Origin of the sequence: Rothia amarae, assembly GCF_042677725.1 — a bacterium.
Classification (GTDB): Bacteria; Actinomycetota; Actinomycetes; order Actinomycetales; family Micrococcaceae; genus Rothia; species Rothia amarae.
This window is the reverse complement of record NZ_JBHUCN010000009.1, coordinates 155,293-170,654: the sequence shown is the minus strand read 5'-3', so window position 1 is coordinate 170,654 and position 15,362 is coordinate 155,293. Positions and strand designations below refer to the sequence as shown.

At 53.2% G+C, this 15,362-nt stretch carries 15 protein-coding genes; 7 read left to right on the top strand and 8 right to left on the bottom strand.

Translation table 11 applies throughout. The features are described 5' to 3' along the window. The first annotated feature begins 2 nt into the window (after positions 1-2). The 4 genes from ACFR81_RS05590 (at position 3) to ACFR81_RS05575 (ending at position 2,515) form a co-directional block, all read left to right on the top strand. Positions 3-593 (top strand): nucleotide exchange factor GrpE, encoded by a 591-nt coding sequence (locus tag ACFR81_RS05590; RefSeq protein ID WP_068170500.1) that lies wholly within the window; start codon positions 3-5, stop codon positions 591-593. 137 nt (positions 594-730) lie between these two features. Further along, positions 731-1,723 (top strand): DnaJ C-terminal domain-containing protein, encoded by a 993-nt coding sequence (locus ACFR81_RS05585; protein ID WP_145175697.1) that lies wholly within the window; start codon positions 731-733, stop codon positions 1,721-1,723. 3 nt (positions 1,724-1,726) lie between these two features. Next, a complete protein-coding gene (locus ACFR81_RS05580) occupies positions 1,727-2,164 on the top strand; it encodes a heat shock protein transcriptional repressor HspR (RefSeq protein ID WP_068170493.1) in 438 nt (145 codons plus the stop codon). Positions 2,165-2,284: 120 nt separating this feature from the next. Beyond that, a complete protein-coding gene (locus tag ACFR81_RS05575; protein WP_343876115.1) occupies positions 2,285-2,515 on the top strand; it encodes a hypothetical protein in 231 nt (76 codons plus the stop codon). 121 nt (positions 2,516-2,636) lie between these two features. On the opposite strand, the gene trmB is transcribed toward ACFR81_RS05575, so the two are convergent. From trmB to ACFR81_RS05560, 3 genes are all read right to left on the bottom strand, one after another. After that, positions 2,637-3,458, bottom strand: a complete 822-nt coding sequence (trmB, locus tag ACFR81_RS05570; protein ID WP_343876116.1) for a tRNA (guanosine(46)-N7)-methyltransferase TrmB — start codon at positions 3,456-3,458, stop codon at positions 2,637-2,639. A gap of 134 nt (positions 3,459-3,592) precedes the next feature. After that, positions 3,593-4,000 (bottom strand): hypothetical protein, encoded by a 408-nt coding sequence (locus ACFR81_RS05565; protein WP_068170486.1) that lies wholly within the window; start codon positions 3,998-4,000, stop codon positions 3,593-3,595. A gap of 139 nt (positions 4,001-4,139) precedes the next feature. After that, entirely contained in the window at positions 4,140-4,547 is a 408-nt protein-coding gene (locus ACFR81_RS05560; RefSeq protein ID WP_343876117.1) for a hypothetical protein, read from the bottom strand. Between the two features lie 265 nt (positions 4,548-4,812). Between ACFR81_RS05560 and ACFR81_RS05555 the strand changes: the two genes are divergently transcribed. Beyond that, positions 4,813-6,291, top strand: a complete 1,479-nt coding sequence (locus ACFR81_RS05555) for an amino acid permease (RefSeq protein ID WP_343876118.1) — start codon at positions 4,813-4,815, stop codon at positions 6,289-6,291. Between the two features lie 93 nt (positions 6,292-6,384). On the opposite strand, the gene ACFR81_RS05550 is transcribed toward ACFR81_RS05555, so the two are convergent. Next, positions 6,385-7,164: an HNH endonuclease family protein gene (locus ACFR81_RS05550; protein ID WP_233125995.1), complete on the bottom strand. Its 780-nt coding sequence runs from the start codon at positions 7,162-7,164 to the stop codon at positions 6,385-6,387. After that, positions 7,165-8,631 (bottom strand): TY-Chap domain-containing protein, encoded by a 1,467-nt coding sequence (locus ACFR81_RS05545; protein WP_145175685.1) that lies wholly within the window; start codon positions 8,629-8,631, stop codon positions 7,165-7,167. A 191-nt stretch (positions 8,632-8,822) separates the two neighbouring features. Here ACFR81_RS05545 and ACFR81_RS05540 point away from each other — a divergent pair, with 191 nt between their 5' ends. Continuing rightward, entirely contained in the window at positions 8,823-11,240 is a 2,418-nt protein-coding gene (locus ACFR81_RS05540) for a Tex-like N-terminal domain-containing protein (RefSeq protein WP_145175682.1), read from the top strand. A gap of 3 nt (positions 11,241-11,243) precedes the next feature. Here ACFR81_RS05540 and ACFR81_RS05535 read toward each other — a convergent pair whose 3' ends face one another. From ACFR81_RS05535 to ACFR81_RS05525, 3 genes are all read right to left on the bottom strand, one after another. Beyond that, positions 11,244-11,795 (bottom strand): GtrA family protein, encoded by a 552-nt coding sequence (locus tag ACFR81_RS05535; protein WP_068170453.1) that lies wholly within the window; start codon positions 11,793-11,795, stop codon positions 11,244-11,246. A 230-nt stretch (positions 11,796-12,025) separates the two neighbouring features. Continuing rightward, a complete protein-coding gene (locus ACFR81_RS05530) occupies positions 12,026-12,862 on the bottom strand; it encodes an aldo/keto reductase (protein ID WP_343876119.1) in 837 nt (278 codons plus the stop codon). A gap of 60 nt (positions 12,863-12,922) precedes the next feature. After that, complete coding sequence (locus ACFR81_RS05525; RefSeq protein ID WP_343876120.1) at positions 12,923-13,801, bottom strand: aldo/keto reductase; 879 nt, start codon at positions 13,799-13,801, stop codon at positions 12,923-12,925. 135 nt (positions 13,802-13,936) lie between these two features. Here ACFR81_RS05525 and ACFR81_RS05520 point away from each other — a divergent pair, with 135 nt between their 5' ends. After that, positions 13,937-15,307 (top strand): MFS transporter, encoded by a 1,371-nt coding sequence (locus tag ACFR81_RS05520; protein WP_343876121.1) that lies wholly within the window; start codon positions 13,937-13,939, stop codon positions 15,305-15,307. Positions 15,308-15,362: the final 55 nt, after the last annotated feature.

Here is a 15,362-nt window from a genome sequence, read left to right as displayed (position 1 = left end):
TCATGGCTGAAAACACCAACGAGCAGCAGGGCAATGACCCTTTGGAAGACGCTTTCGAGGCGCCCTCCGCTGAAGGCCACCCAGAAGCCGAAGGTGTATCTGAGGACGCCGTAGTAGAGGAAGAATCTGCTACGGCACCCGAAGAAGCCTCGGTGGAGGATTCGGTCGACGAAAACGAAAAGCTGGCAGCTGAGCGACTTGAGGATCTTCGACGTTTGCAGGCGGAGTTCACTAACTTCAAGAATCGCAGTGCTAAGGAAAAAGAGCAGCTTCGCGAATTTGTGATGGCAGATTTTGTGAGCGCGCTCCTTCCAGTCATCGATGATATTGATGCCGCTCGTCAGCACGGCGATTTGGAAGACGGTCCCTTTGCCGCCATTGCCCGCAAGCTTGAAGAAACTTTGGGCAAGCACGGCATGGAGCGTTTCGGTGAAGTCGGCGAGGCTTTCGATCCGAAGGTTCACGAGGCGGTTCTTCAGCAGCCTACTTCTGAGGTTGAACCCGATCATGTGTCGATGGTTCTGCGGAACGGCTACAAGGTCAAAGACCGCGTGGTGCGTTCGGCTCAGGTAGCTGTTGCTACTGCTGAATAAAATCGGGCTGAGATAGCCCATCAAGCTAGATTGGGGCGGGCTCGAAGTTCTCGAGCCCGCCCATTCTATGAAAAGCAATAATATTTTTTGAGAAGACTTAAAAGAGATTTACCTACGCTGAGATAAGGAGGCGTTCGATGGCAAGTGAAAACTGGCTTAATCAAGATTTTTATAAGGTGCTGGGGGTAGCTGAAGACGCCTCCGATGCAGACATCAAAAAGGCTTACCGCAAGCTAGCGCGCAAGTATCACCCCGACCAACACCCTGGAGATGCAGAGGCAGAGCGGAAGTTCAAAGAAGTAGCTGAGGCTTACGACGTCCTGTCTGATAAGAAGGATCGCGAGGAATACGACCAGATCCGCAAGTACGGTGCCGCTGGTTTTGCTGGCGCCCAGGGTGGCGGATTCCCCGGTGGCTTCGGGGGAGGGTTCCCCGGCGGGCAAAACGTTCACTTTAGCCAGTCCGGCGGTGGTCAAAACATTAACATTGAGGATTTGCTCGGTGGAATGTTCGGTGGTGGCGCCGGAGGGTTCGGCGGCTTTGGTGGTGGCTCCAACTTTGGCGGCGGCTTCCAGCAGGCTCCTCGCAAGGGTGCCGACGTTGAGGCAAATGCTCGTATCTCATTCAAGGATTCCTTCAACGGTACCGAACGATCAGTGACCTTGCCGTCGGGAGCAACGACTAAGATTCGTATTCCCTCGGGGGTCAAAGATGGTCAGAAGCTGAAACTGCGCGGCAAAGGGCAACAAGGTCCCGGCGGTGCTGGAGATTTGATACTTCACGTATTTGTTGATTCGCACCCTGTTTTTGAGCGCGATGGCAACGACGTAGTGGTTCATGTTCCTGTTTCCTTGCAGGAAGCCGTGGAGGGTGCCGTACTCGAAGTACCTACTCCCGACGGTAAGAGCGTGAAATTACGTTTGCAGGCAGGTGCTCCAGCAGGCCAAAAGATGCGCGCCAAAGCCCGCGGGTTTAAGACAGCAAAGGGCACCGGCAACTTGATTGTTATCCCTGAAGTTGAGCTACCTCAGAATCTCACGGATGAGGCGAAAACTGCATTTGCTGAGTTCTTGAAGCTGGCTCCTCAAGGGGATGTTCGCAGCGATTTGATGAGGAAGGCGGCGCAGTAACAGATGGCTTTAGGATCAGACCGACCGGTTTACGTTATTTCGATTGCTGCTGAGCTTGCGGGTATGCACCCCCAGACTTTACGCCAGTATGATCGCATGGGTCTGGTTGAGCCGTCGCGTGCTCCGGGGCGCGCCCGTCGTTACTCGCAACGGGACGTCGAGAAGCTGCAGGAAATACAGGATCTTTCGCAGGCAGGCGTTTCTTTAGAGGGTATTAAGCGCATTATGGGCTTGCAGAATCAGTTGGATGAGATGCATGCTCGTATGCAGGAGATGGCGCAGGAGCTGGACGTCGCACATGCTAAGTTGGCGGAATCCTCGCGGGTCTTCGCTGCGGGGTCGCGCGGTGAGGTAGTGCATTTGGCGCGCGGTAAGCGCCCGGCGGGTAAGCCTCGTTCGCAGGCAGTAGTTCTATATCGCCCTAATCGCGGAGGCAAATAAATTCTCGCTGTGATGGAAATCTACTGGAAATAATTGAAAATATTTACTTTACGTGTAAACTAAATAGGTGTTGATTCCCCCAATCGATATCCCCCATTTTTTCCAGCAGATTGTTCCCCCATGTTATTTTCTGATGCAGTTTTATTGTTTGTTGCCGTTCAGGTGATTCTAGGTATTGCCTGGGCTTATCCTAAAGTCTTTCGCGTGCATCCTATTTCTGGTAACCAGCCGCAGATTAGTCGCGGTAACTCTATTTATGCCGGCAATAGCGCGGTCGTGAACTCTCATCCTGAATATGTAAACAATGGCTACGGTAATGCCGGCGGCGAGTGGTTCGACTTGTCGAAGTAGTCCTGCTGTAGCTCGACGACGCCGTCTGCCTTAAAGCGTGAATTCCTCTGGGTCACTAAATCCGTAGAAGGGCACTGAAATAAGTGCCCTTCTACGGATTTAGTGACCCTTGCTCGTTAAATTAGCGACGTCGATACGTCAGGTCGTGGGTCCGCCGTCCAGCTTCGCCGGCTTTGCGCTCAAACGATGTCAGCACGCGACCGTCCCATCGGGGAGCCCAGCCGCCAGCAGGATCCTGCTCGGTAGCGCCCTCACCAGAGTGCAGGTTTTCGAAATCGGGGTGAGCATCCAAAACGTCTCGCATTACAATCGCGTATTCTTCCCAGTCGGTTGCTAAACGCCAGGTAGCACCGGGCTTCAAGACGCGAGCTACCTTATCGGCGAATTCCGGTGAAATCAGGCGGCGTTTATGGTGGCGAGTCTTATGCCAGGGGTCCGGGAAGAAAACCCACAGCTCATCAATAGAGTCTTCATCAAACATGTTGTCCAAAAGCTCTGGTGCATTTGCCTGTGCCACCCGTACGTTCTCCACACCCTCTGCCGCCATTTTGCGCAACAAATCTGCAATGCCGGGAGTGTAAACCTCAACCGCCAAAAAGTTACGCTCAGGCTGCTGCGCCGCGCGATGAACAATCGCCTCACCTAAGCCGGAGCCAATCTCCACGGTCAGGGGAGCGGTGCGACCATAAATTTTTTCGGCATCGAACTCAGCCTCGGGTGCCACCGATGTGTCGGTCAAAAGGCGCGGCAAATCCAACACATGGGTAGGGGAGAAATCCTCCCACGCCTTCAAGCGGCGTCCAGTCAGTCGATCGCCACGACGGACAAACGAGAGTGGCTGCCGGTGAAACTTTTCGGGAGTTTCTTGCTCGGTAGGCTCAATACCCTGCTCGCGCAACTCTTCTTGAGCCGCAAAATCTGCCTTTTGCTTATTGGTTTCCATAAGGGATTCTCCTTTAATATGCCGGGTACCTGCGGAAACTCAAAGCACCACCCGGGAACAACCTCTCTAGTTTAAAGCACAAAAAATGCTCTGCCGCTCAAAGAGCAACAGAGCATTCAGTCAACAAAAAGTTATTACTTCTTCTTCTTGGAAAGAAGCAGAGCCAAGCCAGCGCCGAGAAGAACGAAGTCCTTAGCCAGCGCAGTGCCTTCCTGGGAGGGGCGGATGCCGTCTTCCATGGTCATGTTTTCGTCACCGAAGTACATGGTGAGCATGCCAGCGGAGAATACGGTCAGACCCAAGCCAGCGAGCTTTGCGGGAATAACGGGAAGAAGGAGTGCTGCACCCAAAGCGGTTTCGCCGTAAGCAAGTGACTTGCCGAAGGTGTTAGCGGAAAGCTTCTCAACCTGGGGAACGCCTACCTTAGCCATCTGCTGGAGGTAGCCGTAGGTGCCTTCGTCCATGCCGAGCTTGCCGATGCCGGAGTTCAGGATGAGGGCGCCAGTGGTGGAGCGCAATGCAAGATTGGAGAGAAATGACATGTCATTTTCCTTTCAGAATAAGGTTTGTTTTCAAGAAAAGACTTTACACGGAAAATAATTCGAGAGCACCTACATTCGTGAAAAATATTGCAAGGGTAAGGTAAAACACTCTGGTGCGGACCGTGGGGCGAGGTGTGTTTTACTTCTTTTTGCGCGAGAGAACCAATGCAAGACCGGAGCCGAGGAAAGCAATATCCTTGGCGTAGCTCACGCCTTCTTGGGAGGGGCGGACGCCGTCGTCGAGGGTGAGGCTGTCATCGTTGAGGTACATGGTGAGCAATCCCGCGGAAAATGCGGTAAGACCAAGACCTGCAATTTTGGCGGTAACTACGGGGCAAAGTAGCGCGCTACCCAGCGCAATTTCGGAGTAAGCGAGACCCTTGCCGAAAGTAGTGGGGGAGAGGGTGGACAAGCTAGGTACAGCTTTAGAACCCATATCCTGCAACCACTTATAGGTTTCTTCGTCAGCATTGAGCTTGCCCAGGCCTGAATTCAAAATGAAGGCACCGGTAGTAGAGCGAAGTGCAACGTTTGAAAGAAAAGACATTATTACTCCTAATCTCAAAATTTTATAAGCGTACTTACAGTGTATGCCATCTTATGGTGTTGATTGGGGCGCAAAATGAGGAATCTTTAAGTTGTGCCACATCATGAGAAATACACCTTTTTGAGGCTTTGAGGTTGGCAGCGTCTGGGAAATTCGTCTAATCTGTGATGTAACTAGGACCACTGTGTTACGCAATCTGCAACCGGAAGAAATTCCCGTTTTCCCCATGCGTAACTAGACGGTTTACATACATTCTGGAGGTAACGTGCCCAGTCACGCACAGAACGACGCCGCTGAAATCGAATCAGACGGCTCGCTACAAAGAGGTCTCAGCAACCGCCATATTCAGCTCATCGCAATCGGTGGCGCGATCGGTACCGGTCTGTTCATGGGCTCAGGCAAAACTATTAGCCTAACCGGTTCATCCATTCTTTTCGTTTACATCATTATCGGCGCGGCGATCTTTATGGTTCTGCGCGCTATGGGTGAGCTTCTCCTATCTAATTTGTCTTATAAGTCTTTCTCAGACTTCGCATCCGACATTCTTGGTCCCGGTGCCGGGTTCTTTGTCGGATGGTCCTACTGGTTTATGTGGGTTGTTACTGCAGTAGCGGACGTTATTGCAATTACTGGCTACGTGAAATTCTGGTGGGAAGATGTTCCCCTCTTCCTACCAGCGCTAGTTATTATCGGTTTGCTTCTCGCGCTGAACCTACCTTCGGTAAAGAACTTCGGTGAAATCGAGTTCTGGTTCGCCATTATTAAGATTGTTGCAATTCTTGCACTCATTATTGTCGGTGGCATCATGGTTGCCACCGCTTTCACTCCCGAAAACGGCGACACCGCACGCGTATCCAACCTCTGGGAACACGGCGGATGGTTCCCTAAGGGCGCTATGGGCTTTCTCGGTGCTTTCCAGATTGCGCTGTTCGCATTCCTAGGTTCTGAACTTGTAGGTACAACTTCTGCGGAAACCAAGGATCCTTACACCACTTTGCCTAAGGCAATTAACGCTGTACCTGTTCGTATTATTCTCTTCTACGTCCTGACTCTGGCAGTAATTCTCATGGTGACTCCCTGGACCAAGATTGTTCCTGAGAATAGCCCCTTCGTCTCCATGTTCAGCTTGGCTGGCTTTGGTGCCGCGGCATCGGTAGTGAACTTCGTGGTTCTCACCTCTGCAGCGTCCTCGGCTAACTCCGGTATCTTCTCCACCTCTCGTATGGTCTACGGTCTTGCAGAAGAAGGCTCCGCCCCCAAGGTTTTTGCTCTCCTTAGTAAGAACGGTGTACCTCGTAACGCACTATTCCTCACCTCCGTATTGCTTCTCTCATCCATCATTCTGCTTTACTCGGGTGACTCAGTGATTGGTGCATTTACCTTGGTGACCACCGTGGCCGCTATTCTGGCAATCTTCAACTGGGCAATGATTCTCATTTCCTACATTTCCTACCGCAAACAGTTCCCTGAGCGTCACGCAGCTTCCAGCTACAAGATGCCCGGTGGTGTGGGAGCAGCTTATGTAACCCTGGCATTCTTCATCGCCATGATTATTGTGTTGGCTCTGTTCCAAGATACCCGGATTGCACTGTTTACAATGCCCGGATGGTTCATCATTTTGGCTATTGGCTGGGCAACCGTTCGCCGCAACCCCAACTCCGCACGTTTGCAAGAGAAGGCCAAGCTTGAACGCACCCAGGCACTAGATATTGTTCCTCCTCGCGAAAAAGACAAAACACTATAAGTTGTTAGGCTCTTATCCGCCAAGGTGAGATATATGAATCAGGACGTCGTCTTGCGCTTCTAAAGCGCAAGACGGCGTCCATGTTCGATGAGCTTATTTTTTGACGTTTGAACGGTAAGCGGGTTGCTCAGGACAGGTTTTGAGAACCCGCTCCATTGCCTGCTTCTCGGTAGGCGTGACCCAGAGACCGTAAGCTGCTTTGACGGACACCTGACGCCCCACGTACTCACACTGGTAGCCACGTTGAGGAAGCCAATGTGCGGCGTCGGCATCGGACTTCTCCCTATTTGCTGCGCTGGTGGTTGCTTGAAGGTTCAGCGGATCATTGCCCAACTGCGCTCGCTGAGACTCACTCAGCAAAGTGGCGCCTGTTTGCCAGGCATTTGATAGTGCTACTACGTGGTCGATGGGAACCAACTGGCTGGTCTGCTCACCGCGCGTGAAATCTACCGAGGAGCCGGTGTAAGGATCAACTAAAGTGCCTGAAACGACCTTGCAGTTCTCGTTGCGCTTGAGATTCTGCAGATCGCGGGTAAGCACATCGTTGCGCTGATCGCAGCCGTTACCATCCACATCTGACCATGCTTTGCCAAACATCTCCCGCGAATATCCCGTTACCTCACCGGGCTGGCGAACTTCTAAGGTGCCTAAGACATCTGACGCTGTGGAGTAGGTTGATATCCCGCTATGAGCAAAACCTGTGCTGACGGGCGTACCAGCGGGGCGCAAGGCATCGACGGCGGCGTCCCAGTCCCAGCCGTTCTTACCCCACCAAAAAATGCCCGCAACCACAAGGATTGCTAGGAAAATCAGGCTGAGGTAAAAACGAACTTTGAGGGGGAGCTTCTTTGATCTAAGTCTTCTGCGTGCCACTTAGTCGTTCAGCTCAGATTGTACGCTGATTCGAGTAGTCGAATCCTCGATGAACTGGGCAGGAACCATCGGAACAGACCCGGTCGTAGGATCCACTACATGAGTACGAGAGGAATTAGTGGGGTCATCAGACTGGAAATAATCGGGGCGTTCACAGTGCAGACCCTCTCGCATGGCGCGAATAATGTGCTCGGCAGCAGCAGAGGAGTCAAAGAAATTCTGGGACCAGGTGAGAGTTCCTTCGCTCGGCTCACCCCAACCTTGCTCTCGCAAATACTCAATGTTGTATTCCTCTTTGCGCATTGAGAAATCGTTAGAATCTGTAATCTCGCACAGGTACCCGCCGGGGGAGCGCAAAATGCTGACGTAGGGGGTGTAATCACCTGCGGCAATTGACCCCGGGGTGAGGTAATAAACTCGTAGAGTCTGGTTCCAGGGAAGTTCTCTTAATCTGGCGAAGAGAACGTTGGTGAGAGACTTCCATGCCTGACGTTCTACCTCATGGGGGTTATGCGGTGCTTGTTGCACCACCCCGATACCCTGCGCCTTCAAATCTTCAATGCGGAGCGGAGCGGACTCTGAAGAGGTATAGGACTCCACCGGACGCGCGGGCACAGCCTTAGCATGGCTCATCTGCAGAGCATCGTTGACCATGCGACGTCCAAGTTTCAGCGCCCGATGCCAGGAACCGTATTTGGCGCGCACTGCACCGACCAGGGGTGCTCTGCCTATCTGATTGCGAGCCACAGCCCAGCTACCGTACAGCAGAACAGTGGGGTTACGGTCATAGCGAATGCAGTAACTAAGGAACTCCCCTAAGGCGTTGCGAAAAGCACGATCGCTGACTGCTGAAGCAGAAACGCTCATGCCGAGTTCTTCCAAGTCAGAAGGGCAAATTCCAACCCGCAAAAGTGCCTGAGAAAAATTTCCCTCACCCAGACGATCTTCGATGATCGAGCGTTGCGGGGGCCAGAGAAAGACATCATCTGAGATTCCCTGAACCTCGGCGGGTAAGTCTTCGAGGAAATCGTCGTAGGTAACCTCGTCTAAGCGAATATAGGGGTTTTCTGCCAGGTGCTTCAACGTGGCGCCACAGCGGCTCATGATAGAAGCGATCTTTTGAGCATCTACCCCTGCAGTAGTAAAGAGACGGGATAAATCCTGAACAATTACAGGGTCAAGGTGAACCGCGGTGTACTCAGGTTCAGGATCAAGATCGTGGGTGACTGCTACGGCATACCAGAGAGCCGCTGCCATCATCACATTATTGAGTAGATTCTCCTTGCGACCTATGAAAGTCCAGCGACCGGAATTAATAGCTTTATGCACAAAGTCAGGGTTTACCTCGGGAAAGAGGGTAGTAAAACGACTGTATGCTTCGCCGGGAGTCCACCCCGCCCGAACCAGCTGGTCCAGGAGATCTGAGTAGTTTTCAACAAACTTCTCGTATGAATCCGATTCATTCACGGTAGGTAGCTACTTTCTAAAGTCAGTTAAAGAACACTACATGCAATCACGAAATAACTCCGATTGAAAATAATGTATCTTTTCAAATGTAGTCCGCTCAGTTGAGGGCTTCAATCATAAGTAGTTCTATTACTTGAATAAGCCTTCCCCTTCGATTAGCGGGGAATCCCCTCTAATGAGAAACTAGAAGTATGACATCAGCCAGCACCGTTTTGCATCAAATTGAGAGCGCGCTCACCGGCGAACTGGGAGTGGAACTCTCCAGCGTTCGCGCAGCAATTGAGCTGCTCGATTCTGGTGCTACGGTGCCCTTCATCGCTCGCTACCGCAAGGAAAAAACCGGTGGGCTGAGTGACGTCCAGCTTCGCTTGCTCCAAGATCGCCTGGGGTACTTGCGAGACCTTGAAGACCGCCGTGCAAGTATCTTACAGATGCTCACCGAGCGGGGTGTGCTCGAACCCTCGCTAAAGGCATCAGTATTGGCGGCGTCCACCAAGAATGAATTGGAATCGCTCTACGCTCCCTACAAAGTGGCGCGGCGAACCAAAGCGCAGATAGCGTTGGAAGCTGGATTAGAGCCTCTAGTGGACGATTTGTTAGAAGTTCCGCTGGCAGATTTGCACGATATCGCTGCCGCTTACATTCACCCTGCAGAAAAGGGCGCACCGGAAGACACAGCAGTACCCGATACTGAAACTGCCCTCGCCGGTGCACGCGCTATCTTGCATGAATACGCCGTCTACGACCACGAACTCATGGACGAGCTGCGAGAAAAACTCTGGAACACCGGAGTAATTACCTCAAAGGTGGTGCCGAGCCACCGCACTGTGCTGGCACAAGAGACCAGCAAATTTTCCGATTACTATGATTTTTCCGAGAGAATCCGTAAGATTCCTTCGCACCGGTTGATGGCCCTCATGCGGGCTGAAAAGTCCGGGGAAGTCAAAGTCACCGTAGATGTGGCAGAGGTTCCCGGCCCTAAAACCGGGCTCAAGGGTGAAGCTTTAGCCCGCCATCAAAACCTCACCGAAGGATATGAGACCGCCCGCGCGTCCTTCGAATCGGCGGTGGCATTTGCCCTGGGCATTCCCGTGCAGATTCTGAATACGGTCTCAGATGACGAACGCGTTTTGGGCTGGCTTGCCGCTACCGTTCGCTCGGCATGGCGGCAAAAAGTTTTGCCCCGCCTTGCTGCCGACCTGCGTACCCAACTCACCGAGCGCGCAGAAAAGGACGCGGCGGCAGTTTTCGCCTCCAATCTGCGTGATTTATTGCTGGCTGCACCGGCGGGCAACCGCACCGTGCTGGGTCTGGATCCGGGGCTTCGCACCGGCGTCAAAATTGCGGTGGTCTCTCCTACCGGCGCGGTACTAGATACGGCTGTCATCTATCCGCATGCCCCCCAAAACCGCTGGGATGAGGCGCTGGACCAGCTAGAAACGATGGTGCGTGAGTTTAAGGTAGAACTGCTCTCCATTGGAAACGGCACCGCTTCGCGCGATACAGACCGCTTGGCGGGTGATCTCCTCAAACGGCTGGCGCAACAGGGGAATGACGGCGTACAGAAAGTAACGGTGTCTGAAGCCGGTGCATCCGTGTATTCGGCATCTGCACTAGCCACCGAAGAACTACCCGACATGGATGTCTCTTTACGCGGGGCGGTATCTATCGCCCGCCGTTTACAAGACCCCTTGGCTGAGCTGGTAAAAATCGACCCGCAGTCTATTGGAGTGGGTCAGTATCAGCACGATATACCGGGAAACATCCTTGCCAAATCTCTGGATGCCACCGTGGAAGATTGTGTGAATGCGGTAGGCGTGTGGGTCAATTCTGCCTCTCCCGCCCTGCTCTCACATGTAGCGGGTATCAACGCCACCACCAGTGAGGCAATCGTGAAGTTCCGTGAGAAAAATGGTGCTTTTTCCACCCGCCAGGATCTCTTGAAAGTTCCCCGTCTTGGCCCTAAAGCATTCGAACAGGCTGCCGGGTTTATTCGCATTGCAGATGGCTCCGAGCCCCTCGACGCCTCGGGCGTTCACCCCGAAGCCTACGATCTCGCTCGCGCTATCGTACATGACGCCGGAGGGATGCAAGGCAGCTCGGTTTCCGCTGAGAAACTGGCTCAGTTGAAGCCTGAAGATTATGTGAGCGAACGTTTTGGGCTGCCCACGGTACGCGATATTTTTGCCGAACTCGAACGACCCGGGCGTGATCCCCGGCCGGACTTCCAGACCGCCGAATTCACCCCCGGCGTCGAGACGATTGACGACGTCGCCGTCGGTATGATTCTTGAAGGAACGGTTTCAAATGTGGCTGCCTTTGGCGCCTTCGTGGATATCGGAGTACACCAGGATGGACTGGTGCACATCTCGCAGATGAGTACCGGCTACGTGGATGATCCGCACAAGATTGTGCGCTCTGGCGACGTCGTGAAAGTGCGGGTGACTGAGGTTAACGCCCAGCGTGGCCGCATAGCGCTGTCTCTGCTCCTTGAAGAAAAACCCGCGAAGCCAAAGCACGTGCGGGGGAATCATTCTTCTGCACGGACGAACGCATCAAAGCCTGGTGGAGCTCGAAAAGGTAGCGGCGTGGCGCATCGCCGCCGGTAACGCCTATGCCGCTTTGTCAATTGAATTCCCCGCTGGTGCTTGCAGTTTTTGGCGGGGAATCGGGCGAGTAATTGGAATGATTTCGCTCAGCTGTGCGTCCTGGCGCGCCTGCTTACCGTGGAACACAAACCGATCAAGAGCCCAGTAACGAAAGATCATGGCAATGAGAGTACCCAGGATGGGACCAGCCAAGAAGTCGCAGGTTTCTTGGGCAAGCAGGGAAATATAGGGCGTTTCCAAATGGAAAACGTAACGAGATACCCACTGTGGCGCAGCGTTTAAAGCGATCCCGCCGAGGGTCACCAGCGTGAAACCAACCATCTCTTTGGGGCGGGGATCGCCGCCGGCGTCCTTCCACGTCCAACGCGCAGAGAGAATATAGGAGACCACAGAGGCAATGGCTGTGGCTATGAGCAGGGCGGTGGTGGGCTTCTCGGTCATAATCGTATATTTCAGACCGTAATTAATAGTCATGGTCAGAATAAAGCAGAAACCTCCCACCATTAGAAAGCGAATTTTTTCGCTGGCAAGGAGTTTATTGATATTGCTGACCATGGTTACTCGATTTCTTCAGACGCTCCTCCACCGGAGGCAGGTTGTATCATCTAACCCAAAAATAGCACCGTTGAGTACAAATAAGCTGAAAATTCAACCCTAGAAACCTCAATATTTGGTTGCGATTTGGCAACAATTCATAAAAATATGGACGGAGCCCCCAGCCAAAAATCAAGAAACCGGGCGAGGTAGAAACACCTCACCCGGTTTATTCTGCAGTCGTGTACCGCTTAGAAGTCGCAGTCCTTGGGATCGGGGCCAATACGACCGTCGTTCTTAGTCAGAGCAGAAATCTTCTCTACCTCGTCGTCGGTGAGCTTGATATCAAGTGCCGCGAAGTTTTCCTTGATGCGCTCTGGGGTAACCGACTTAGGAATCACCACGTTACCCAGTGCCAGATGCCAGGCAATGACAACCTGAGCAGGGGTTGCCTCGTGCGCCTGAGCAATCTCCACGACCACGGGGTCGTTCAAAATGTCGCCCCCCTGACCCAGCGGTGACCACGCCTCGGTCAAAATTCCCAATTCTTTATGAATCTCGCGCAAAGCGTGCTGATTGAAGTAGGGGTGTAATTCAATCTGGTGGATGGCAGGGGTTACGCCGGTTTCGGCAATGATTTCGCGCAACTGCTCCTCGGGGAAGTTCGAAACGCCAATGCTGCGTACCTTGCCCTGTTTCTGCAAATTAATGAGTGCTTTCCACGCCTCAAGGTAGGTACCCTGAACCGGCTTCGCCCAGTGAATGAGAAGCAAATCCAGCGGCTTGGAGAGACCAAGCTTCTTCATCGACACCTCAAAAGAGGCCTGTGCCTTCTCGAACTCCTGCTGGTCATTCCACACCTTGGTGGTCACGAAAACGTCGTCTTCGCTCACCGAAGAATGAGCAAGAGCCGCGCCAACGCCCTCTTCATTTCCATAAATCTGAGCGGTATCAACGTGGCGGAAACCGGCATCTAATGCCTGCTCCACGACCTTCTCTGCAACTTCGTTCTCAACCTGCCAGACGCCGTAGCCCAGCTGGGGGATCTCGTTACCATCATTGAATTTTTTCAGCGGTGAGGCAGTCATATTTTTCCTTTCCAGAGAGTATGCAGTTTTAGCTTACTCAGCGGCGCTGCAGCTCTCTACTTATTTAGCTGAACGAAAAGAGTCGCGGTCTGAATACTCGGGCGCACCCAAATCGCCTTCAGCGGGATCTCCGCCCAATCGCTCACCCTGGGGACGCGAACCCAAAGCCATTAGATTATCAACGGTCAAATGCACCTGCGGAGCCTCAAAATTAGCGCGAATACGCTCGGCAGTGACCGACTTAGGAATCACAATATTGTCAATCGCTAAATGCCAGGCAAGAATAACCTGCGCATTAGTAATGCCGTGCTCGGTAGCGATAGCGGCGACGGCGTCGTCGTTAATATCCTTGCCCTGCCCCAGCGGCGACCATGCCTCGGTCAAGATTCCACGGTCGGCGTTATCGGCGCGCTGACTCTCCTGAGTGAGATAGGGGTGTAGCTCAACCTGATGCACCACGGGAGTAACCCCGCTCGGTTTCAACGAATCAATCTGTTCGGTCGTGAAATTCGAAACGCCAATAGATTTGACCAGTCCGCGCTCGCGCAACTCAATAAGCGCGTCCCATGACTGTCGGTACTTTCCCAGGGCAGGTTGGGCCCAGTGAATCAGATAGAGGTCAAGATAATCGGTATCTAGTAATTCCAACGATTTTTCGCAGGCTTCCAGAGCAGTTTCAAAACCCTGATCGGTGTTCCACAGCTTGCCGGTCACAAAGACATCTTCGCGAGTAAGCCCCGAATTTTTCAGCGCTGAACCAACTTCTTTTTCGTTCTTATAGATGGTGGCGGTATCGATGTGGCGGTAGCCGGTTTCAAACGCTGTGAGCACGGCACGTTCGGTGGCATCCGGGGCAATACCGCAGACGCCGAAGCCCATCTGGGGAATGGTCTTGCCATCGGAAAAAGTTTTCAGGGGTTGGTTATCGGGAATGTTCATAGGGTTCCTCTCATCGGTGTTCCTTCTATTCTCTCTGCTGAAGGGTCAGTAAATTAGTGAAAGTGTACTTATTTCAGTGCATTTTCGCGGAAAAGGTGACCCACCTGCTTCTACGTCCTGATTACACTGGTGTTCATGCCCTCACTGCTCATGGACACCACCCCGCTTAAAGAAAGCCGAGATTACCGCCGTATCTGGATGGGGTCGGTGTTTTCTACCATGGGGTTTCAGATCACTGCGATTGCGATTGCCCTGGAGATTTTCTCCATCACAGGTTCGCCAGGTGCGGTGGGTCTGACGGGATTGGTGGCGGTTGGACCACTCATTTTGGGTGGTCTATACGGTGGCGTCATTGCTGATACCTACGACCGTCGCAAGGTTGCTCTCCTGGCATCTATCAGCATGTGGCTGGTTACGGTGGCCATTGCCGTTCACGCGTGGATGGGGCTTCATAATATTTGGTTACTCTATGGCTTGGTTGCCTTTGAATCGCTGCTTCAACCCATCAACCAGGCAGCGCGTGGTGCGATTATTCCACGGCTAGTTCGGCGCCGTCTGCTACCGGCTGCTAACGCATTGAATATGACGGTGGGAACCTTGGGCATGAGCGTCGGACCCATGCTTGGCGGTGCGCTGGTGGCAACGGTGGGTTATCCATGGACGTACTCTATTAACGTTTTCGCCATGATGGTAGGGCTGTGGGCACTCTACGAGTTACCTCCCATGGTGCCGGAGAAGAAAGCTGAAGGGGCCTCCCGTGGTATCCGTTCGGTCGTCGAAGGCTTCTCTTTCGTACGTCAGGTTCCCGTGGTCGGCATGACGTTCGTGGTGGACCTCATCGGCATGATTTTCGCGCAAGCAAAACCACTTATTCCAGCCCTTGTTGTAGTGGCATTTGGTGGCGGTGATGCCGCATCTGGCCTCTTGCTTTCCGCAGGTGCAGTAGGAGCTTTCCTAGGCGTGACTTTCTCCGGTTGGCTCAAGAACGTACGCCGTCAGGGGCGTTTTCTCACCCTTTCATACGTAGGCTGGGGTGCCGGGTTCTTCGCTTTTGGCGCTGTAGCCTTTTGGTTGGACGGGCGTAACCCCTCGACGTCGCTGGCGGAGAATCTCTGGGCAATTTTACTGGGCGCTGCGGGCCTGGCATTCGCTGGTTGGTGTGATGCTTTGGGGTCGGTTTTCCGCTCCACCATTATTCAAACGGCAGCGCCGGACAGCATGTTGGGTCGCATGAATGGGATGTTCATTGTGACCGTGACCGGTGGCCCCAACCTCGGCACCGCAATGGTCGGTGGCGTCGCCCAACTCGTGGGATCGGCGGCGGCGGCAATGCTAGGCGGTGCTGTTTGCATTCTAGCTATTGGCGGTTTCACGCTAGCGGTTCCTGCCCTCTGGCGCTATGTCTTCGAACCGGACCCCGAAACCAACGCTCTTCCCGAAATCCAGCACAATCCCGATCATCCAGCAACCGCGTCCATCACGATCGTCCCGCCAAAATCTGAATAGTCTGTGCTCTGAAGGTCACTAAATCAGCGACAGTGCACTTATTTCAGTGCATTTT

Coding starts and splice junctions, on each gene's coding strand:
- ACFR81_RS05590 (WP_068170500.1), top strand. CDS start 3: ATGGCTGAAAACACCAACGAGCAGCAGGGCAATGACCCTTTGGAAGAC.
- ACFR81_RS05585 (WP_145175697.1), top strand. CDS start 731: ATGGCAAGTGAAAACTGGCTTAATCAAGATTTTTATAAGGTGCTGGGG.
- ACFR81_RS05580 (WP_068170493.1), top strand. CDS start 1,727: ATGGCTTTAGGATCAGACCGACCGGTTTACGTTATTTCGATTGCTGCT.
- ACFR81_RS05575 (WP_343876115.1), top strand. CDS start 2,285: ATGTTATTTTCTGATGCAGTTTTATTGTTTGTTGCCGTTCAGGTGATT.
- trmB (WP_343876116.1), bottom strand. CDS start 3,458: ATGGAAACCAATAAGCAAAAGGCAGATTTTGCGGCTCAAGAAGAGTTG.
- ACFR81_RS05565 (WP_068170486.1), bottom strand. CDS start 4,000: ATGTCATTTCTCTCCAATCTTGCATTGCGCTCCACCACTGGCGCCCTC.
- ACFR81_RS05560 (WP_343876117.1), bottom strand. CDS start 4,547: ATGTCTTTTCTTTCAAACGTTGCACTTCGCTCTACTACCGGTGCCTTC.
- ACFR81_RS05540 (WP_145175682.1), top strand. CDS start 8,823: ATGACATCAGCCAGCACCGTTTTGCATCAAATTGAGAGCGCGCTCACC.
- ACFR81_RS05535 (WP_068170453.1), bottom strand. CDS start 11,795: ATGGTCAGCAATATCAATAAACTCCTTGCCAGCGAAAAAATTCGCTTT.
- ACFR81_RS05530 (WP_343876119.1), bottom strand. CDS start 12,862: ATGACTGCCTCACCGCTGAAAAAATTCAATGATGGTAACGAGATCCCC.
- ACFR81_RS05525 (WP_343876120.1), bottom strand. CDS start 13,801: ATGAACATTCCCGATAACCAACCCCTGAAAACTTTTTCCGATGGCAAG.
- ACFR81_RS05520 (WP_343876121.1), top strand. CDS start 13,937: ATGCCCTCACTGCTCATGGACACCACCCCGCTTAAAGAAAGCCGAGAT.